Genomic DNA, 21,194 nt, shown 5'->3' on the forward strand with positions numbered 1-21,194 from the left:
ATCCTCCTCTAGTGATTGCTTGCCGATTCGTTAGACTTGAACCGTTTTCGCGTTTCGAATAAATGCGGGCAGCTCCTTCAGCGGAACCGTCGCTTGCTCGCCGGTCGCCATCGTCTTGACCGTGATTTCCCCCCGCTCCAACTCGTCGTCCCCTAGTATGGCCACGTATGTGGAGGCGAAGCGGTCCGCCGCCTTCATTTGCGTCTTCATTTTGCGGCCCAGGTAATCTTTCTCCGCCAGAATGCCCTCGCGGCGAAGCTCATACAGTAGCGGCGCAACGACTTGCTCCGCCTGCTCGCCGAGCGCGATCATGTACAGGTCAAGCGGCGCTTTGACCGGAAGCTCGACGTTCTGCGCTTGAAGGATGAGCAGCGTACGCTCAAGTCCGAGGCCGAGGCCGATACCCGGCTTATCCTGTCCGCCGATCTGGCCGACAAGCCCGTTATAGCGGCCGCCCGCTCCGATCGTATCGATAGCGCCGATTCCTGCCGCCTTGTATTCAAACACGGTGTGCGTGTAATAATCCAATCCGCGCACCAGCTTCGTATTGACCGCGAACGGAATGTTCATCGCCGTCAAGAACCCCTTCACTTTATCGAAGTGCGTAACGCATTCTTCGTCCAAGTGCTCCAGCAATGTCGGCGCGCCTTCAAAGCGGTGCTGATCGACCTTGCAGTCAAGAACGCGCAGCGGATTGCGATCGATGCGGGATTGGCAATCTTTGCAAAGCGTTTCCTTCATCGGGAGCAGGAACGCCAGCAGGTGCTCGCGGTATGCGGCGCGAGACGCCGGATTGCCCACCGAGTTAATCTCGACGGTCACTTCGCGCAGCCCAAGCTCCGTATAGAAGGAGTAGCCTAGTGCGATGACCTCGGCGTCGATGCTCGGATCGACGGAGCCGATCGCCTCTATGCCGAATTGGTGGAGCTGGCGGTAACGTCCCGCTTGCGGCTGCTCGTAACGGAACATCGGGCCGATGTAATACAGCTTGGCAACCTCGGGATCTCCATATAGCTTGTTTTCCGCGTATGAACGGACAACGCCCGCCGTTCCTTCAGGCCGAAGCGAAATGCTGCGGTCGCCTTTATCCAGAAACGTGTACATTTCCTTCTCGACAATATCCGTCGTTTCCCCTACGCCGCGTTGAAACAGCTCGGTATGCTCGAAAATAGGGGTGCGGATTTCCTTGTAGTTGTAGCGCCGGCACAAGTCGCGCGCCTTCGCTTCGATGTACTGCCAGTTCTCGACGACGCCCGGCAGAATGTCCTGCGTACCTTTCGGCTTCTGAAAGCTCATATTCCCAACACTCCTTCCACATATTTCTCCACAAAGCGATACGGCCATCCTATGCAAACTGCCGTTGAAAACATAAAAAATCTCCCGCCCCTGTAAAACAGGGACGAGAGATCGTTATCAACAATCACCCGTGGTACCACCCACATTCGGATCACGAAGACGATAAAGCCTGCCCGTGAAACCGCACTTGATGCGGATAACGCCCGCCTGCGCATCGCCGCTAGTTCATGGCCGCCTGCTGCCGAACGTTCCGGACGCTATGTCCTTCGTTCGCATACTGGCCCCAGGTTCACGGAATGTCCTCCGGGAGGTCTGTTCGTCCGGTCGTCGGCGGGAAGCTTGCAGCCAAAGGCTTCCTTCTCTGCAGCCGCGGTAACGGATTACTTTGTCCCATCAATGGATCGATAAATGGCATAAATTATTATTGATTGTAATATTGCCATCCATGAATGTCAAGCGGCCTTCATCTTGAGCGGTTATTTTTCTATAAATCCGTTGTAGGAATAGGAATTTTTATCCCAAACTACGATATCGCCCCCGCCCCAAGTATGCTCGTTGGTTTGACCCACAAGCCAGTCTTTCCCTTCCTCGCCGCCCAATAAGCGAATCGGGTAGCTCTCGTCGTATGTCTGCTCCCATTCGCCATTATGGAGCTTATTGTCCCATTTGCTGTCCCATTCATAAGTCCCGTCATCGTGCAACAAGAGTCGGCTTGCGAGGTTATACCCCGGAGTAGCGGTTCCTTTGTTATAATCGACGGCGCCGGCAATTCTCAGTTCGAATACTTTTTCCAGAAATAAGGATACGTCGGGCTCTGCCGAATTGTCCGACGGCTTCGTTCCGCCTTTCCCCGATGCGGCTTGGTCACCGGTAATCGTGATCGTTTTTGTCGTATCCTCAAAATCAACGTGCAAACCGAAGTTTTCGTTGATAAATCGGAGCGGCACCATCGTACGTTCACCCACGATTGTCGGAGGCACAGCCATGGAGGCTTCCTTTCCGTTTACTTTCGCAACCGTCTCGTCAACCCACATTTCGATTTTCCGGTCGCCCAGCTGCAGCGTGATTTTCCATTCCGTTCCATCCCAGTCCAGCGTCGAGCCGAGCGAATCGGAGATGAAGCGGATCGGCACCATCGTGCTGCCGCCGACAAGCATCGGGGCCACGTCCAGCTCCACCGTTTTCCCGTTTACGCTGGCTTTTTTATTGTCGAGCTGCAGAACGATTTTATTGTCCGTTGCCGGTGCCGTAATCTTCACAATAATCGGAATCGATTCGCCGACCAGTTGACCCGAAGCGTTATAAACAAGCCAGTAGTACGTGTAAGACCGGCCCGCTTGAACGAACGTATCCAAATGCTCCGGCTTCGTCAGCTTAAAATCGTTCACCTTCACCCACGCCCCGCCGTTCTCGGAGCGGAACAGGTCCCACGAGGCGTCTCCGCTCTCTTTGGCAACGGTTAGAAGCGCGCCGCTCGGGTCATACACCATGGGATACGTTTTATAAGAATCGGACAATGGCTTAGGCGTTGTTACGGTTCCGCCTGTCGTACCCCCACCGCCATTCTGCGGCGTCGGCTTAGGCTTAGGTGTAGGCGTTGGTGCCGGCTTTGGTGCCGGCGTCGCTGATGGCGTCGTCGTTGGTGCCGGCGTCGGAGTGGGAGCAGGTGCGCCTTTCGATTCCAGTACGTAAGAGAACGCAGCCATCTTCGTATTCAAACGGTCGATGCGCAATTTGGCATAGGAGCCGTCATGCAGCGAAAGAAAATAAACGGAGCCGGCGGCTGCCGTCGCATGATCGCTCAGCTTGAGCGGAACGACGGTCGTTTTTTTCTCGAGATCCTCTTTCAGCAAGGCAACGCCGTTCGCCCCGATATCGTTAAACGTGTTGATGACGAAATCCGCTTCATCCGTTTCCTCCGTCAGCTTCCCTTCCATGATCGAATAACCGCCCTGGGACAACGGATTGTTAATAATGAGAGCCCCGTACGTCAACGGCGAATACGTCCCCGTCTTCACCTCGCCCCACGCGATTTCCTCGGTTTTGGCTCCTGCCTGCCCGACGGCAAACAACTGAATAATCAGGCTGAACAGAGCCGCCATCCAAAACGTTTTTTTCATTCCGTTTCTCCCCATTCCCAGAAAAGTGCATTCCTTTCGAAGAACGCTGGACTCACTTTACCATAGGGGATCTTACAAAATTCTTACACATTTCAAGCATGAGAAAAGAAAAAAGCCTACAAAACAAGTTTGTAGGCTCTAAAAGATATATATGTTTAAAAGGGGGTCGACTATTATTATAGGCGGGCAACGTTAATGAACGATGAAAATATGATTACAGTTTCATTACAAAAAATAAAGCGCTTTAACCCGTAATAGGGGCTCTTCTATTCCTTCACCCTGCACATATAGATATAGCACAAGGGACAAACCCTTGAATTCTAGAAACGGAGTGATCAGGATGATCCATGACGACCTGCTTGAAGAGAACGGTGCGGTTCAACCGGAGGACGGCGAGCTGACAAGCGATGCGGCTATACTCGTTCAATCGGACGCCGATTCGGATGATGATGAGGACAGCGCTGCCGAAGAGGAAAGCGCGGATGAAGCCGAGCAAGAAGACGCCTCTGAGGAAAGCAGCGAGGAGGAATCCGGCGAGTCGGCGGAAGATGAAAGCGATGACGACGATGCTGACGAGGAAGTCGATGCCGGTGAGGGCGCAGCTGTCGATGACGGTGCCGGCGATGACGCGGCTTCCGATGCGGAAGAAGCTCCTGAGGAAGAATCCGAGGACAACTAACAAGATGCTGGAATAGCCGAAACAACCTGCAGTAATTTAATAAACTTACTGCCTAGCACCCCCATTCTTCTCCTCTTCATCGTAACGAAGCTTACGAATGCCGATTTAAACGGTAACCCTTATCGCATCGTTCCCTCAGAGGAATCTTATCGTTTCCTTTGCGGGCAGCCCCAAAGCCAATATTACCTTCTACAAAACAAAAGCCATCCTTAACGAGAATCCCTCTTAAGAATGGCTTTTGCGTATGTTTGAATTAGAAACGATAGCCGAAGCTTTCCAGCATATCTTTGAGGATCATGTAGACTTCCCCGTATGTCAGCTTTTTCTGATCGGCGATCAGGGCGATCGTTTCTTTCGTAAGCAATTTTTTATTTTGCAGCTCGGCTACCGCCTTATCCGCGGATACATTCAATCCGATCGCTTTCGTTATCGAATAGGCAGCCTGCGTCAAGGTCAATGGCTCCGTTTTGGCGTCGCCCTTAATAGCCGCTAACGCATCGTTCGGGTTGCCTTTCAAATAATTCGTCCCTTTGCCGGTAACGACTTTCTTGACCGAGTTCAGCTGATTGACGATCCGCTGAGGGTTCGCCGGATTATCCAGTTCAAAATCGATGCCCTTCTCGCCACGACCTGCCGCGAGATTGAAGTAAATGGCCATTTTCAAGCCGGGATACGTTTTATGCGACATATAAGCCGGTTTTTCCTTCAAGGTGTAAGCCTTAACGTCCATTCCTTGCTTATTCAGGTTATCCTGAAGCTTGGCGATCAGCTCTTTGGACTCCGCCAGCTTGCGGAATGTCAATTTATTGTCGATAGCAAGCTTCGACGCTGCTCCTGCCGCTTCGCCTTCCGCCATCCCCGTAGGAATGACGCGGGCGGAGCCGTGCGGAAGCGTATCGTAGCTTGCGCTTCTTCCTACGACCAGCAGGCCGTCTACCCGCTGCGGCACGATGCTGCGGAACGGAATCGCATACTTGATCGGCTTCATGACCTCTTGACCGTTGTCCTTCGGACCGGTCCGCTGGATATCGACCGTATACGAGCCGAAGCCGATCCGATCCCACTGGTCGCGGTTGTCGAGCACGTCGATCATCGTGAGTCTGTACATGCCCTGCATATGACGGGTTTCGCGAACATACAGCTCCGGCGCAAGATCCTCGAGATCAACCTCGACGCTGGCGAATTCCGGATAGTTCTTTTTAAAGAAAGCCATGATATTCGGCAGCTCGCTCTTGGCCAGCTCGTACGCTTCTGCTCGCGATTTCGGATCGGCTCCGTCGATACCGAAAATCTGAATCATGTTGAGCAGCGCCGTATCGTCGTTCTGGCGGCCGATGTTCGGACCGCGCACGCGGACCCGTTCTTTATTGACAGGCTCGTATTTGCTGTTGAAATCGACATAGCCCCAAGCGGAACGCTCGTCGGCATCCGTATCCGGACGTCCGTCCTCGGCTAAATACTTGCGGATTTTTTGCCAAACGTTGGCATCGACGTGCTTCATGCGAAACACGACCGTTACCGCCATTTTGGTATCCTTGTCGCCCAGATCCTCGCGCCCGATCGTAAACGGAACGCCTGCGGCTGCTGCGATGTCCGCATCCTGCGTAGCATCGATTACCGATTTGGCCTTCACGTTATAAGCTTGTCCGTCTTCCGTCGTGACCGCTACGCCTTCTACGAGGTCGGAATCGGTTCCTTTATTGACGAGCGGCGTGATCGACTTCGTTTTAAGCAAGACATCGATATTCGGTTCGTTGCCTACCAGCTTATGAAAGGCGTTGGCTGCCGTCGTCACGTCAAACGAAGTTCCTTCGATAAGATTGTAAAATTCTTGGAAAATACCTTTGTTAAGCAGCGGCACCTGCGTGCCCGGAACGTAGTTCTGTTCCTTATCTTGATTTAAATCAATTGTATTCAGCCAGCCCAGCGTCATCAATCCGCCCAATATTTCACGGTCGCGCCCGTCGACGAGAAGCGTCTTCAGTCCGTTCCTGGCTGCCGATATCGCTGCGGCTACTCCTTCCGGATCCGTTCCAACCACAACGGCGTCATAGCTGTCCTTAGGCTTGGATACGGTTTTGATCGGCTTGAGCGTTTGAGCATCGGGCGTTTCGTTGACGAGTCCGCCGCCGTATTTCTCTTTATAATAGAGTACCGGGGCTCCCGCCCCGAGCAGAACGACAAACGAAAGTACCAATATGAACCATTTGTTGCGCAGCATCCTCGTTATACTCCCCTTTTCATCAGGACGGCGTTACGGTACGCCTGTCCAGCAGCATCTGTTTTTTGTCGAACCGTTTCTAGTACGATTTGGTTGAGAACAACGCTCCTTCAAATGAAAAACTGGCAGGATTCGCCTTTTTTCGTCATTGAAGAGGCGCGCTTAACCGGCAGCTTATGCACGGCAAACGACTCCAGCATGAGCCTTTCCCATTGGTCGAACGTCATTTTTGAATTCCGCCGTCCCTCGATCGGCATCCCGTCGGTAAGCTCCGTGTCGATGTCGCCACGTCCCCTTTTCCTCGAAAACTTTGCCTTTCGGTTAGACCTCAGCTGCCCCTTAAGAAAGGCAAATTCCGTTCCATTCGTTTCATTACCGTTTCGCCGACCGGCTATTGCCCGCAAAATTGCCGTCGTTTCCTCCGCATTATGCTTACGCAGAAGGTTATGTACAGGTTTCGCCGGGTGAACAACCGCAATCGCTTCCCTCAGCTTGTTCGATTCTTGTAGGTTCGGTTACCTGCAGTTCCCTTCATGCCGCACGGATTGGAATCAGCGTGGCTGAAACCATCCGTTTACGGTCCCGGTCCAAACAACCCGGTTTTCGACATATAGCTAACGCTATCCCTTAGTTTACCACATATGCCAAGCAGAAAGGAATGGCGATCCCCTCTCATCACGACCCGTAAGCCGTGTTTTCCGTTTAAACTCCTACTTTTTCGCGCGAAAAAGGGCTCTTCCCGAAGGAAAAACCCTCTTCTCCTAACTTCCGATCGCCGGTTATCTCGGCGTCTTGCGCGGCACGAATCTCCACTGGTCGGCATGCATCGAACCGGACATCGTCAGGTCGGCCTCGCCCAGTAGCGGCTCCGATGCGATCGCTTCTTGAAAGCCGCTCGATTGCAAACGATTCGCGCAGTCGATGACGATTTTCTGCTTAACGGATTGGCGCATATATTGGACAAACTCCCTTTCATCCAACAGGATTGCCAATAGTTTTGCCGCTTTCCGCAAGCTTTAACCGCCGAAGGCTTCTTTTCGCTTACGCTTTGCTTTCCACAATTAAGGTGACCGGTCCCCAATTCGTCAGCGCTACATCCATCATCGCCCCGAAGGTGCCCGTTTCGACATGAAGCCCCTGTCCGCGCAACAGCTCGTTAAACCTGTCGTACAAAGGCTCAGCTTGTTCCGGCCTTGCTGCAGCCATAAAATTCGGACGCCGCCCCTTGCGGCAATCTCCATATAGCGTAAACTGGGATATGGAAAGAATTTGTCCGCCCATTTCGGCTACGGACAGGTTCATTTTGCCTTCTTCGTCCTCAAAAATGCGCAAGCCCGCAATTTTCTCCGCCAGAAATTTGGCGTCCTGCTCCGTATCCTCGTGGGTAACGCCGACAAGCAGCACCAGCCCTTGCTCGATGCTCCCTACGATTCGGCCTTCTACGGACACGTGCGCTTCTTTGCTTCGTTGTACGATGACTCTCACACTTCAACCTCTTTTCTGCCTTTGAAACGCGGGTGTCCGAATCTAGGTCTGCATGATCCGCTGAACGGAATAGACGTCCTTCAGCCTTTTTATTTTATCGACGACCGATTGCAAATGATCGATATTTCGAATGAGTATCGTCATATGAATCATCGCCATCTTGTTCTTATCGGAGCGGCCCGAAACCGCAGATATGACCGTTTTGCTCTCGGATACGACCTGAAGCACTTCGTTCAGCAGGCCGCGGCGGTCATGGCCGGTAATTTCGATTTCCACGCTGTAGTTCGCCTCGACCGAGTCCACCCATTCGACTTCGATGACGCGGTTCCCTTCTTCGCCTTCGCTCATCAGCGGGATATTCGTGCAGTCCTGCCGGTGAATCGAAACGCCGCGGCCGCGCGTAATATAACCCACGATATCGTCACCAGGCACGGGATTGCAGCAGCGGGCAAAACGGACGAGCAGATTGTCCACGCCTTTGACCTGCACGCCATGCGTCGGACGGCTTTTGCGTTCCTTCTCGGGGGCCGATTTTAAATCCTTGACTTCGTTCGTCAGCTCCAGCTGGTATTCCACTTGATCCTTGCGCAGCTTATCGGTCAATCGCGTGCAGATTTGGGCCGCCGTGATGCCGCCGAATCCGACCGCCGAAAGCATGTCCTCGATATCGTTGAAGTTGAACTTGCCCGCAACCTCCAGCATATTGTCGTCGGTCATAACGGTCGAAGGCTCCATCGCCAGCCGTCTTAGTTCGCGCTCAATCGACTCTTTTCCTTTGGCTACGTTCTCCTCGCGGCGCTCCTTCTTGAACCATTGCTTGATCTTGGTGCGCGCATGCGAAGATTGCGCAAGCTTGACCCAGTCCTGGCTTGGGCCGTACGAATGCTTCGAGGTCAAAATCTCGACGATATCGCCGGTTTTCAGCTTATAGTCGAGCGGCACGATCCGGCCGTTTACTTTGGCACCGATCGTCCGATTCCCCACCTCGGTATGGATCCGGTAAGCAAAATCCAGCGGTACGGAGCCCGCCGGCAGCTCGATCACTTCGCCCTTCGGCGTAAAGACGAAGACGAGATCGGTAAAGAAATCCATTTTGAGTGATTCTACGAACTCCGACGCATCGCGTGCTTCATGTTGAAGCTCCAGAATTTCACGGAACAGCGACATTTTGTTCTCGAATTTTCCGCCCGGCACGACCGAGCCTTCCTTGTAGGCCCAGTGTGCGGCAATCCCGTATTCGGACGTCTTGTGCATGTCCCACGTCCGAATTTGCACCTCGAGCGGCTCCCCGTTCGGTCCGATCACCGTCGTATGGAGCGACTGGTACATATTCGCTTTCGGCATGGCGATGTAGTCTTTGAAGCGGCCCGGCATCGGCTTCCACAGCGTATGGATAATGCCTAGCGTCGCATAGCAATCTTTAATATTGTCCACGATCACGCGAATGGCCAGCAGGTCGTAAATTTCGTTGAACTGCTTGTTTCGCGCGGTCATCTTTTTGTAAATGCTGTATATATGCTTAGGGCGTCCGGAAATATCGCCGTCGATGCCCATTTCCGAAAGCTTTTCATTAATGCTCGAGATGACGTTCTGGATAAACTGTTCGCGCTCCGCACGTTTTTTCTGCATAAGATTGACGATCCGATAGTATTGCTGCGGGTTCAGATAGCGGAGGGCGATGTCTTCCATTTCCCATTTGATCGCGGAAATCCCGAGCCGGTGGGCGATCGGGCAAAATATTTCAAGCGTCTCGTCGGCAATCCGGCGCTGACTCTCTTCGGACTGATATTTAAGCGTACGCATGTTGTGCAGGCGATCCGCCAGTTTGATCAAAATAACCCGGATATCCTGCGCCATCGCGACGAACATTTTACGATAATTTTCGTTCTGCTGTTCTTCCTTCGATTTAAACTGGATCTTCTCCAGCTTCGTCAAGCCGTCAACGAGCATCGCGCATGTTTCGCCGAAATGCTGCAGAACCACGTCCAGCGACACCGTCGTGTCTTCCACGACATCATGAAGCAAAGCCGCTATAATCGAGGTCACGTCCATTTGCATGTTGACCAATATGTCGGCCACCGCAAGCGGATGCAAGATGTACGGCTCCCCGGACTTCCGCACCTGGCCGAGATGCGCCTGTTCGGCAAATGTGTAAGCTTCCTTTACTTTGTCAAGGTCGCTCTCCTTCATGTAGGTTGACGCTTTCTCCATTAATTGCTCGATGCTCATTGCCCGGTCCTTTCCGTTCTAACGATATTGAATCCATTATGCCGCTCTAGCGCCGCTACGTCAAGAATCGGGTTCATTCGACTCACGGCCGGCTACCCCTTATCCCCTTCAAAGGGGTTTTAAGTTCCAACCTTCTAAAGGCGTAATACTTCTAAAAGCGTTCCAAACTTCAAAGGCGTTCCAACTTTCTAAAAGCGTTCCAACCTTCTAAAAGCGTTCCAACCTTCTAAAAGCGTTCCAACCTTCTAAAAGCGTTCCGACCCCTCCTAAATCCTCCCCTTCCCAAGGGGAGGACCCCAAAGGGCAGCTGCCCTTTGGATACCCGCAAGTAAACACACGCCTACACCTCATATGGTCCCTCGATGCCACTCCCTACTCCGAACCGCTTACGTCCTTTCGGACACGCTCCACTTTGATCAAAAAGCTCATACTGGCTGCTAAAGTTCCAGCCACTCTAAAAGAAAGTTCCACCCTTTTAAAGCGTTCCGCCCCCTCCTACATCCTCCTCCCAAGGAGGACACAAAAGGCTGCTGCCCTTTGGATACCCGCAAACAAACACACTTATATACGCAATATGGTCCCTCGCTGCCACTCCCTACACCGAACCGCTTACGTCCTTACGGACACGCTCCAGTTTGACCAAAGAGCTCAATACTGGCTGCTAAAGTTCCAGCCGTTTTAACAAGAAAGTTCCACCCTTTTAAAGCGTTCCGCACCCTCCTACATCCTCCTCACAAGGAGGACACAAAAGGCTGCTGCCCTTTGGATACCCGCAAACAAACACACTTATATACGTATGGTCCCTCGATGCCACTCCCTGCGCCGAACCGCTTCCGTCCTTTCGGACACGCTCCATGTAGGCATTGATCTCTTGCTAATTCTAGAATAAAGCACTTAATGAACCAAGCTTCACTATTAGTGAACGTAAGTTCATTATCTTTGCATTATTGAAAGTTTTCTGCAGGATAGTGAACTAAATGCCACTAATAGTGAACTTCACAGTCCATTTTGGCCTATTTGGTTCACTAATCATTTATCAACGTGCTATTCGACAACATATAGTTACTTTAGATTCACTAATAATGAACTTTGGTTCACTAAATTGATCAGTTTGTTAAAGGGAGAACGTCAGAGCATGGATTACGGCCAGTCTATAGGGTTAGGCAGTCAGTCCGATTAGTCTGGTTAGTCTGGCTAGTCTGGTTAGTCTGGTTAGGCGGGTTAGGCGGGTTAAACGCGGATTAAACGCCTCGGAGTCAGGCAGATCGGGCGGTTCGTGATCTGAACGAGCTTTGCTTTCAGCAAGCCGAGGCTCTGTCACAAGCAGTAGCGGTGAATAAGGTGAGAACGGGATATTGAATAGTAGAAAGGAGGTACCAGACCAAGTAACTTTCGAATTGCGGGAAAAATACCCGCTAAAAAAGCCAGGGGCGAGGCCCCTGGCTTTTCTTGTATGCGGCTTACGTAAGCGTGTCCTCTTGTTGCTGTAGGCAACCGAGGGACGAAAAGCGGTACCGGCTTCGCAGTCCTGTCGGAGGACCGAACAGACTGATCTCCGCGTGTTTGCTTTGCGGGAGTCCAGAGGGCCGGCAGGTCCTTGGGGTCCTCCCCTTGGAAGGGGAGGATTTAGGAGGGGTCGGAACGCTTTTGAACGATCTTGAACGATCTTGAACGATCTTGAACGATCTTGAACGCTTTCGAACGATCTTTTAATGTATCGCAAAGGGGTAACATACCAGGGGAACGTCCCCTAGTAGGTCACCAGCGATACCACATCGATGCCGTTCAGTTTTTCCCTGCCGTTCAGGTAGGACAACTCAATCAGGAACGCGGCGCCGACGATATCGCCGCCCAGCTGTTCAATCAAGTTGATTGTGGTGGAAATCGTACCGCCCGTGGCCAGCAGGTCATCGGCGATCAGAACCTTTTGCCCCGGCTGAATGGCATCGCGGTGCATAGCCAATTTGTCTTTGCCGTACTCCAGCGAGTATGAAGCCTCGATGCAGTCGCCCGGGAGCTTTCCGCTCTTGCGGATCGGAACGAAGCCGACGCCGAGCGCCAGCGCCAGCGGAGCGCCGACTACGAAGCCGCGCGCTTCCGGACCGGCGATCAGGTCGATTTCTTTCTCCTTTACCATCACGCGGAGCGCTTCGATGGCGGCACTGTAAGCTTTCCCGTCCTTGAGCAGCGTCGTAATGTCTTTGAAGCGGATCCCCGGCTGCGGAAAGTCCGGAACCACTCGGATATAATCTTTAAAATTCATACAATTCCCTCCAATGGTTGATCATCATTTGGTAAAAAGCGTTCCCGCATCCAATCGCTCATTTCTTGAGACGACGAATAGAGAAGCGCCTGTTCGATTTGCTCTCGGTGAACCTTATCTTGATAGACGGCCGCTTCCGACAAATCTTTTTTGCCCGGGGAAGCTACCAGGCGTATCCCCTTTTCCGTCTTTTCGATGAAACCGAGCTCGACGAAAACGTCCACGATAAAACGTATCGACGGAACCGGCAGCCCCGAGCGCTTGCTGAAAGCCGTCAGCAGCTGCGTATCGTACGATTCGAAGCCGCTCTGCCGCTGGATCACCCCATATACCTGCTTGAACATATCCCGCGACGGCAAGGTAGAAGCCGCATCCGGCTCGGGATCGCGGAAAATCGCGAAAATGCGTTCCGCTCCTTCTGCCGCTGCAAGTGCGCTGCGGAGTTGCTCCATGCGCAGCGGCATATCGAACAAGATAAGGTCGGTAAGCGCATCATAGGCTGCCGTAATAGGCTCTTCAGCCCCGTCCGAGGCATACGCAGCCGTCAGCTCTCCCTCCCGGGATACGCGCCAAACCGAAGCTTCGGGCATCAAACCCGCCGGCGGGCTCACCTTATCGGCATCGCCGAACAGCACGATGCCGATCTTACGAACGGCTTTGGGCATAGCCTGGAGAGCGATGTCGAGATCGGCGAACTTTCGCTTCAGATCGCCTCCGCGCCAATCGAACATCTGCTTTTCCCGGATCCGGATATCTTGCACGACGATTTGGGGTTTACGCATGCCGTTCCATTCGTTTATCGACAATTCGCCAAGCACATCCAGAAGCGCCGAGGAGGAAATCAGCTCCGATACGGCGCCCCGGCCGAAGCCGATCGCTTCTACCGTGCAGGCCGACTCCTCTACCGTTTGATTCAGTTGAAGCCTCAGATGCTGCTGCTCTTTGCCGATTTTCTTCTTGTCACCCACGCTTAGTCCGGAGAAAATGAATTTCGGCTGCGGGTTCCCCATGCCGAAAGGGGCGAGCCGGTTCAGCTGACGAATCGTTTCGACCGGCATCTCCGCCAGCGTACAGAACGCATCCGCCTGCATGATCGGCATCAAATCCTCCTCGCTCAATTGCTCGGAGGCGATTTCCTGCAGCCGCTTGCGAAGTTCATCGATCTTGCCGCCGCTTAACGACATGCCCGCAGCCGCTTGGTGCCCGCCGAAATGATCGAAAAGATCGGCGCACTGCGATAGCGCCCGGTAAATATCGAAGCCGGCAATCGATCGGGCCGACCCCTTCGCTTTGCCCGTTTCCGGGTCGATTCCCAAAATGATCGTCGGCCGATACCATTTCTCCAGCACTTTAGAAGCGACGATACCGATGACGCCTACGTTCCAGCCCTCTTTTGCCAGCACGATGACGGAAGGATTATCCGCCAAGCTTTCTTCGAGCAGCTGCAGCGCTTCCTTGGTCATGTCCTCGACTATTCGCTGCCGCTCCTTGTTGAGCATATCAAGACCGTCCGCAAGGAACTGCGCCTCGTCCTCGTTCGTAGAAACCAAGAGCCTGACGGCGTCTTCCGCGCTGTCCAGTCGGCCGCCCGCATTGATTCGCGGCGCCAGGGAAAAGCCCACATGCGTGGCATTTACTTGCGACGGATCGATTCCGGCGGTGCCCAGCAGCGCGCGAATGCCTGCATAATCGGAGTTTTGCATGCGCGAGAGACCTAGCTTGACTAGGATTCGGTTCTCGTCGACAAGCGGCATCAAATCCGCTACCGTGCCGATCGTGGCCATCTCCAGCAATTCCTCGGGAAAGCGGCCGAGCAGTGCATGCGCCAGCTTGAAGGCAACGCCGACGCCGGCCAGCTGCTTGAACGGATAAGGGCAGCCCGGTTTTTTCGGGTTGATGACCGCGGCGCATTCGGGTAAAAGCTCCGGCGGCTCGTGGTGATCGGTCACGATGACATCGAGGCCGATTTCCGTAGCGAACGCGATCTCTTCCCTCGCGCTAATGCCGGTGTCCACCGTAATGAGCAGGGACACCCCCTGCTCTTTCGCCAGCGCCAGCGCCGGCTTGTTTAAGCCGTAGCCTTCATTCACGCGGTGCGGGATGTACGAATCATGCTCCGCTCCCACCTGCCGAAGCAGCCACACCATGAGCGAAGTGCTGCTGACGCCGTCCGCATCGTAGTCGCCGTATACGCGTATTTTTTCCCCTGCAGCCAGTGCGGCCCGAATTCTGGCTATCGCAGCTTCCATTCCGTCCAAAAGAAAAGGATCATGTACATGATCCGCATCTGCCTGCAAAAACCTTTGAGCCTGATCTACGGAATCGATTCCCCGTACAACGAGCAGCTTGGCAATTAGCGGCTCCACGCGCAGCGCCTCGGCCATTTGCCGGGCGGCGGCCTCGTCGCTCTCGCTGATTTGCCATCTAGCCTTCGAATGAAGCATGTATGAAACCGAACCTCCCAAATCCTCGCTTCTAAAGAAATCGAACCTATCCGCAAGAAGGAGGATTCATGATGAAGCCGCTGTCCAGGCAGCGGCTCTCAAGCGTCCTTTAGTGAAGCACGGACGGAAAATCGTCGTGATCCGGATCGACATTCGCCTTGTAAGGGTAGCCCGGATCGTATGGATTGACATGTATGAAGACGTCTGACACGTGAATAAAACGTTTCATCAGCTGCTGCTTGACTGCTTTCCCGATATCGTGGCCTTCCATGACCGATATTCGCGGATTGACGCTTATTTTCACGTCTACCACGACATAATGGCCGTGTTCGCGCGCGCGCAAGTTGTCGACGGCGATGACGCCCTTGACGCGTTGAACCGTCTTGACCAGCTCTTCCGCATCTTCTTGATGGAGGACGTGATCCATGGTCTTATGAATGGATTCCATGATCAATTTATAGCCGGTCCTAAGAACCAGCAGCGCTACAAACAAACCGGCGAGTGGGTCCATATAATACAAGATCGGCATGTCGAACGTGTTGCCCATCCGCGCGCCGAACACACCTGCGAACACGGCCAGCGACGAATAGACGTCCGTTCGGTGGTCCCATGCGCTTGCGATAAGTGCTTGGCTCTTGAGCTGCTTGCCGAGCTTATAGTTATAGCGGAATAGAACCTCTTTAACGACGATGGCAACCAAAATAGCCGCAAGCGCGAACCATTCCGGCGGCTTCTCGATGCCTGAAATCATCGTCTTGATCGCGCTGAGGCCGATCTCGAAACCGACCAAAAGCACAAGGACCGATACGACAATCGCTGCGATGGACTCCGCTTTGCCATGCCCGTAAGGATGATCTTCGTCGGGAGGTAGCTTCGCTGCGCGAAAGCCGAACAAAACGGCGGCGGAACCGACAACGTCGGAAGCCGAGTTGGCTGCGTCGGCTAAAAGTGCTTTACTGTTTGCAAGCCAGCCGACGACCCCCTTCATTATCGCCAACAACAGATTGGCGACGATGCCGACCCATGCGGCAAATTCCGCTTTGACAAAACGCTGTTCAGACAACTGGGCCACTCCTTATATACAAAAGGTGGTGAAACAAACGCCGCGAAATCGTTGCTTTCGCGGCGCACGGATAGGAATGCGGATTGCTCCGCTACTTGGCGGCTGCGACCTTTTTGACCGCACCGAGCTTGTTTCTTCTCATCAGGTACCAAAGCGAAGTCGCGATACAAACGGACGAATAGGCGCCGCTTGTAAGACCGAATACTTTCGCAAGCGCGAACAGCTTGATGGATTCGCTGCCGAATATCATCAGACAGACCGCCGCGATGAGCACCGTCAATACGGTATATACGTTCCGCGCCATCGTCTGCCAAATACTGTGATTGATCAAATCCGCCAAATCCTGATCGGTCCGAAGCTTGGCAAAGCGCATATTCTCACGGACGCGGTCAAAGATAACGATCTTATCGTTGATCGAATATCCGATCGTCGTAAGCACCGCCGCAAGGAATGGCAGGTCGACCTCGAAGCGGAAGATGGCGAACATCGCCACAACGAAGAAGGCATCGTACAAAATCGCAATGATTGCGGCCACCGCGAACCGCCATTCGAATCGGATCGTTACGTAGATGCAAATGGCTACGGCAGCGATAAGAACCGCATAAATGGCCTTGACGCCCATTTCCTTCGCCATGTCCGCCGACACCGTGTTCACTTCCGTCGACACTTTATCTCCGTAGGCGGACGTTAAAGCCGTTTGTATTTTTTTGACGTCCGCATCGTTCAAAATTTCGTCGAAACGTACCGAGACGCGGTCGTTGTTTCCGCCCATCGTAACCAGGAAGCCGGTGAAGCCGTCGTCGGTAACCAGCTTCTCCACTGCTTGTTTATCGGTCGATTTGCCTAATGTGGCATCGATTGTCGTCCCCGCTTTAAAATCGACGCCGAAGTGCATGCTCGCCGCAAACAACGTGATGATCCCGGCAAGCGTTATAAGAATGGAGAAGGCAAAAAACTTGTTGCGATGCTTGACGAAATCGAAATGTATTTTAGAGTTCACGAATTTCTGCCTCCTTTACTCCATAATACGCCGGCTTCGAGAACAAATTGCTACGAATGAGCAAATGGATAAGCAATCTCGAGAAAAAGATGTTGGTAATAATACTCACGATAATACTCATGATCGAGGTTAGCGCAAATCCGCGAATCCCTCCGTTACCGAACGTGTAAAGCACGCCGCTTGCGATGATATTCGTAATATTCGCATCCATGATCGTACGGAACGAATGCTTGGAGCCGGAGCGAAGCGAGGACAGCATGCTTTTGCCGCTGCGGATTTCTTCCTTAATCCGTTCGTACATGATAATGTTCGCGTCCACCGCCATCCCGACCCCGAGAACGAAGGCGGCGATACCCGGCAGCGTGAGCGTAGCTTTCATCAGATAGAATGCCACTAGAAGCAGCCACACGTACGTAATGATCGTGATGCTGGCAACAACGCCGGGCAGTCTGTAGAAGACGAGCATGAACGCCAAAATAATGATCGAGGCGATAAGCCCCGCTTTTACCGTCTGTTCAAGCGACAATTGGCCGAGCGAAGCGCCGACGCTTTGCGTGTACTTCTCGGTCAGATTGAGCGGAAGCGCGCCGAGGTTGATCGTGTTGGCAAGGTTGTTCGCCTCTTCGAACGTGAAACGTCCCTCAATGACGGCTGTGTCCTGTCTGATCACCGTATTGATCGACGGGTTCGAAATCATTTCCTCATCCAGGTAAATGCCGAGCGTTTTACCCAGCAGCTTTTCGGTTACTTGACCGAACTTTTCCGCGCTTTTCAGCTTCAGAGAGACGATCGGCTGATTGTTGTTGTATTGGACCGTAGCGCCGCCAGGCACAAAGTCGCGTCCGTCGAGTTCAACCGTGCCGTCCGGCCCTTTGAACTGAAGGTTCGCCGGCTTCTTCAGCGTCTCGCGCACCTTATCCTCGTCGGTAACGCCGGCAATCCGAACGCGGATGCGGTCTTCGCCCTCCGTCGTAATATCCGGCTCCGCGATCCCCTGTTTGTCGATACGCTTCTGCAGGCTTCTCGCCGTTTCTTTCAGAGCTTCCTTCGTTACCTTGCCGTTCTCGTCTATCGGCGTGGCGACGTACAAAATCTCGAATCCGCCCTTTAAATCCAAGCCAAGCCTAATTTGTTTCACCAAATGAGGGCTCGTGATAGCGACCGCGCCAAGCGTTACGACCACGATCAGCAAAAATGCGATAAACCTTTTGGCATTCATTCCGATGCTTGTCTCCCTTCCATACTCAATATTCCCATTATAACCACGTGCCAAAAACGAGTCAATTTGCGACAAAATTTGCAGGCAAGGCGTCAGACGCCCCGCCGCCGCCTGCGGAAGCCGCTTTCGGCCCCTTAAATCCTTGATCGGCTTCGATTAAACTTACCGGCGGTTAAATCATCACTGCCGTCGTCTCCGCCATCATTTGGATAAGGATACATGACAAAAAAGCCCCTTCGGATTAAAAGGAGCCGTCCTTGTACATGCGCATCGTCATCCAGTTCATGAACTGCGTCGATTTCAGCGACAAAATGTCGTTAACGACCTGGTGGAGCGGCGGCGTTCCTTTCTTCTTGTACTTATCCGTAACGCAAGCCCAAACGTCCCTCCAGGTTACGCTGTCGTAGCCAAGCGAACGAAACTCTTCGGCCTTGCTGACGCACAAAACTTCCAGCGCGCTGTTCAGCTTCTCCCCGCCAAGCGGGTCTTCCTCGTCCGGCGTCTGATTTTCGATCTGATGGTCGTTCGGTACCTGCAGCCTGCCGGCTTCTACTTTCACTTCTTTCGGGGCCAGCTCCCAGAAAGGCAAGCCGTCTTTGTGCTCGCGGGTGTGGTCCATGGCGGGTAACGCCCCCTCTATCGATATGCTGCCTGGTTATGTATTCGCTGCCGACGGCGGTAATTCCTTCCTGAACGAATCTATAATGACGAAACCTCGTTACGGCGTTTGTCCGCCTCCGCCGCCCCCTATAAAAATGTAGCATGAGCTTGGACACAAGCCGCATATTCTTGTACAAGACCACCCTTGTACAGGAAGAAGGTATCGAACGTGAGCCATTTAAAGCAATCGTTTATAACAGGCACGGTTATCCTCCTCTTGGCCGGCGTCGTTAACCGGATATTAGGCTTCGTCCCGCGTATCGCCCTCCCTCGCGTAATCGGTCCTGAAGGGGTCGGGATTTATCAGCTCGGGTATCCGTTTCTAATCTTTATTATTACAATCATTACCGGCGGCATACCGCTTGCCGTGGCAAAGCTGGTCGCGGAGGCCGATTCGGAAGGCGATGAAGCGCGGGTAAGGCGCATATTTAAGCTATCGCTTACGCTATCCGCCGGCCTGGGGCTGTTTTTCACGATTATTTCCATGCTGTCCGCGCGCTTCATTACAAGCCATTTGATGACAGACCCGCGCGTCTACTACACGTTTCTATGCATGAGTCCGATTATTTTGCTCGTATCCGTTTCGGCCGTCATTCGCGGCTATTTCCAAGGACGCCAGAACATGATTCCGACCGCTTCTTCGCAAGTGTCGGAAACGGTCGTACGCATTTTCGGCATGCTCCTGTTTGCCTACTGGCTGCTCCCTTACGGGATTGAATTCGCCGCCGCGGGGGCGATGATCGGGGTGACCGTCGGCGAGCTCTGCGGCATGGCCGTCATCTTGCTGCATTACTACTTCAGCCGCAACGCTTACAAAGCGAAAAGCGGCCAACAAACGCCGTCTGCCCCAAAAACGCCTGGTTTCTCGCAGGAAAGCCTTATGAAGCGGCTCTTCCGAATCGCTCTGCCGGTTACCGCTAGCCGGCTGGTCGGCTCCACCTCGTACTTGCTCGAGTCGATCTTTATAGCGCAAAGCCTCGCGGTCGCCGGTATCGCCGCTGCTGTCGCAACTGCGCAATACGGGACTTTGCAAGGGATGATCATTCCCGTTCTGCTGCTCCCGAGCGCGCTTACGTACTCCTTGTCCGTTTCCCTGATTCCGTCCTTGTCCGAGGCAGCGGCGCATAACGACCTTAAGACGATCCATAAAAGGATGCACCAATCCATTCGGCTCGCACTTGTAACCGGAGCGCCGTTCGCCGTTATGATGTACGTCCTTGCCGATCCGGTTTGCTACTATTTGTACAAGAACACGGAAATCGGTTCCATGCTGCGTATGATGGCTCCAATTGCGCTGTTCATCTATGTGCAGGCACCGCTCCAAGCGGCGCTGCAGGCGCTAGACAAGCCCGGGACGGCGCTCGTGAACACCTTTATCGGTTCCGCCGTCAAGCTGCTGCTGATTACTTTGTTGGCAAGCAAACCGAATCTCGGCATATTGGGCGCCGTCATCGCCATCAACATCAACATCATCATCGTGACGATGCTGCACTGGAACAGCGTATCCAGACTTTTAAAGCTATCGCTGCCTACCTCCGATTTTACCAAGCTCGGCGCTGCTATGCTGGTTATGGGGCTAACGTGCTACGGTGTAATGAACGCCGACTGGACGGACAATGCGGGACTGCGCTTCGGAATATCGGCCGGACTCGGCGGCGTCGTCTACCTGCTCTGTATGGCCTGGTTCAAGCTGGTCGACATCTACGATCTCCGGCGCATCCCCTGGATCGGCAAAAAGCTATGAGGCTTCTGCACCGATCGCATCCTTACAGCCTGATAAATGAATAAAAAAGCCCGCTCCCTCAGGCCCGGAGCAGGCTATTTTTTCTTCTTATCCACAAACAGCTTCCCTCTATGATCGATCGAGCAAAAGAACACTTCCTTAAAATCGTTCACGCCCTTCGTTTGCAGCTGATTTTTCAGCCAAAACCGGGTTTGACCGAGCTTGGACAAGCTTTCGTCCTGCACCTTGCCGTCCATAATGAGCGGCAGCGGAAGTCCTTCTAATCGCATCGTGTCCTGAAACTCGGAGCGCGCCTCCTCCGCCTTCCCCTTCTTCTCAAGCACCGTCAGCTTACCGGATGGCTCGAGTATCGCAAATTCGACATCCGCTACATTGACCACCCGGTTTTGCCTCAGCTGCTGCATCAGATCGTCTAGGTTATAGCGCTGGCGCTTCATTTCGTCCCTGTCCAACTGCCCGTTCTTGATCAGAAAGCTCGGCTTGCCGTCGAACATGCTGCGTATCCACTGGCTGCGAAGGGCGAGTATGGCCAGCCCGATCTGCGTAAGCATGAGCGTCAAAATCGGCACAATGCCGTAAGTAAGCGGCTTATGTACATCTTCGATCACGAATACCGCAATTTCCGCAATCATGATGAAAATGACGAGATCGAACACCGACAGCTTGCCGATCTCCCTTTTGCCCATTAGCCGCATAACCATAAATACGATAAAGTAAGTCAGCAATGTGCGAAAGAAAAGGCTCCAAACCTCCATCGTTGACCACCCCTCT

Annotated in this window: 15 protein-coding genes; 2 read left to right on the forward strand and 13 right to left on the reverse strand. The window is 53.3% G+C overall.

Annotated features, from left to right (window positions below):
• Positions 1-30 precede the first annotated feature (30 nt).
• Together hisS and ACKGJP_RS25580 are read right to left on the reverse strand one after the other, a co-directional pair.
• Entirely contained in the window at positions 31-1,296 is a 1,266-nt protein-coding gene (hisS, locus tag ACKGJP_RS25575; RefSeq protein WP_409341609.1) for a histidine--tRNA ligase, read from the reverse strand.
• 476 nt (positions 1,297-1,772) lie between these two features.
• The gene (locus ACKGJP_RS25580) at positions 1,773-3,416 is read right to left on the reverse strand and encodes a copper amine oxidase N-terminal domain-containing protein (RefSeq protein WP_409341610.1); all 1,644 of its coding nucleotides are present in this window, start codon (positions 3,414-3,416) and stop codon (positions 1,773-1,775) included.
• Positions 3,417-3,756: 340 nt separating this feature from the next.
• Between ACKGJP_RS25580 and ACKGJP_RS25585 the strand changes: the two genes are divergently transcribed.
• On the forward strand, positions 3,757-4,095 hold the full coding sequence (locus ACKGJP_RS25585; RefSeq protein ID WP_409341611.1) for a hypothetical protein: 339 nt from the start codon (positions 3,757-3,759) through the stop codon (positions 4,093-4,095).
• A gap of 253 nt (positions 4,096-4,348) precedes the next feature.
• Here ACKGJP_RS25585 and ACKGJP_RS25590 read toward each other — a convergent pair whose 3' ends face one another.
• The 10 genes from ACKGJP_RS25590 to ACKGJP_RS25635 form a co-directional block, all read right to left on the reverse strand.
• A complete protein-coding gene (locus tag ACKGJP_RS25590; protein WP_409341612.1) occupies positions 4,349-6,316 on the reverse strand; it encodes an FAD-dependent oxidoreductase in 1,968 nt (655 codons plus the stop codon).
• A gap of 779 nt (positions 6,317-7,095) precedes the next feature.
• A complete protein-coding gene (locus ACKGJP_RS25595) occupies positions 7,096-7,269 on the reverse strand; it encodes a hypothetical protein (protein ID WP_409341613.1) in 174 nt (57 codons plus the stop codon).
• An 88-nt stretch (positions 7,270-7,357) separates the two neighbouring features.
• Positions 7,358-7,801, reverse strand: coding sequence for a D-aminoacyl-tRNA deacylase (dtd, locus tag ACKGJP_RS25600; protein WP_409341614.1), 444 nt, complete (start codon positions 7,799-7,801; stop codon positions 7,358-7,360).
• 42 nt (positions 7,802-7,843) lie between these two features.
• Complete coding sequence (locus tag ACKGJP_RS25605) at positions 7,844-10,030, reverse strand: RelA/SpoT family protein (RefSeq protein ID WP_409341615.1); 2,187 nt, start codon at positions 10,028-10,030, stop codon at positions 7,844-7,846.
• A 1,750-nt stretch (positions 10,031-11,780) separates the two neighbouring features.
• The gene (locus ACKGJP_RS25610) at positions 11,781-12,293 is read right to left on the reverse strand and encodes an adenine phosphoribosyltransferase (RefSeq protein WP_409341616.1); all 513 of its coding nucleotides are present in this window, start codon (positions 12,291-12,293) and stop codon (positions 11,781-11,783) included.
• The gene (gene recJ / locus ACKGJP_RS25615) at positions 12,290-14,737 is read right to left on the reverse strand and encodes a single-stranded-DNA-specific exonuclease RecJ (RefSeq protein ID WP_409341617.1); all 2,448 of its coding nucleotides are present in this window, start codon (positions 14,735-14,737) and stop codon (positions 12,290-12,292) included. The genes ACKGJP_RS25610 and recJ overlap by 4 nt, the downstream gene beginning before the upstream one ends.
• 109 nt (positions 14,738-14,846) lie before the next feature.
• Complete coding sequence (locus ACKGJP_RS25620; RefSeq protein ID WP_409341618.1) at positions 14,847-15,800, reverse strand: cation diffusion facilitator family transporter; 954 nt, start codon at positions 15,798-15,800, stop codon at positions 14,847-14,849.
• Positions 15,801-15,891: 91 nt separating this feature from the next.
• Positions 15,892-16,800: a protein translocase subunit SecF gene (secF, locus tag ACKGJP_RS25625; RefSeq protein WP_409341619.1), complete on the reverse strand. Its 909-nt coding sequence runs from the start codon at positions 16,798-16,800 to the stop codon at positions 15,892-15,894.
• Positions 16,790-18,019, reverse strand: a complete 1,230-nt coding sequence (gene secD / locus ACKGJP_RS25630; RefSeq protein ID WP_409341620.1) for a protein translocase subunit SecD — start codon at positions 18,017-18,019, stop codon at positions 16,790-16,792. Before secD ends, secF begins: the two co-directional genes overlap by 11 nt.
• Positions 18,020-18,260: 241 nt before the next feature.
• On the reverse strand, positions 18,261-18,638 hold the full coding sequence (locus tag ACKGJP_RS25635; RefSeq protein WP_409341621.1) for a post-transcriptional regulator: 378 nt from the start codon (positions 18,636-18,638) through the stop codon (positions 18,261-18,263).
• A gap of 210 nt (positions 18,639-18,848) precedes the next feature.
• Here ACKGJP_RS25635 and spoVB point away from each other — a divergent pair, with 210 nt between their 5' ends.
• Positions 18,849-20,423 (forward strand): stage V sporulation protein B, encoded by a 1,575-nt coding sequence (gene spoVB / locus ACKGJP_RS25640; protein ID WP_409341622.1) that lies wholly within the window; start codon positions 18,849-18,851, stop codon positions 20,421-20,423.
• 74 nt (positions 20,424-20,497) lie between these two features.
• Here spoVB and ACKGJP_RS25645 read toward each other — a convergent pair whose 3' ends face one another.
• A complete protein-coding gene (locus ACKGJP_RS25645) occupies positions 20,498-21,178 on the reverse strand; it encodes a DUF421 domain-containing protein (protein ID WP_409341623.1) in 681 nt (226 codons plus the stop codon).
• Positions 21,179-21,194: the final 16 nt, after the last annotated feature.

Source organism: Paenibacillus litoralis, from assembly GCF_046244365.1.
In the GTDB taxonomy this organism is placed as follows: domain Bacteria; phylum Bacillota; class Bacilli; order Paenibacillales; family NBRC-103111; genus Paenibacillus_V.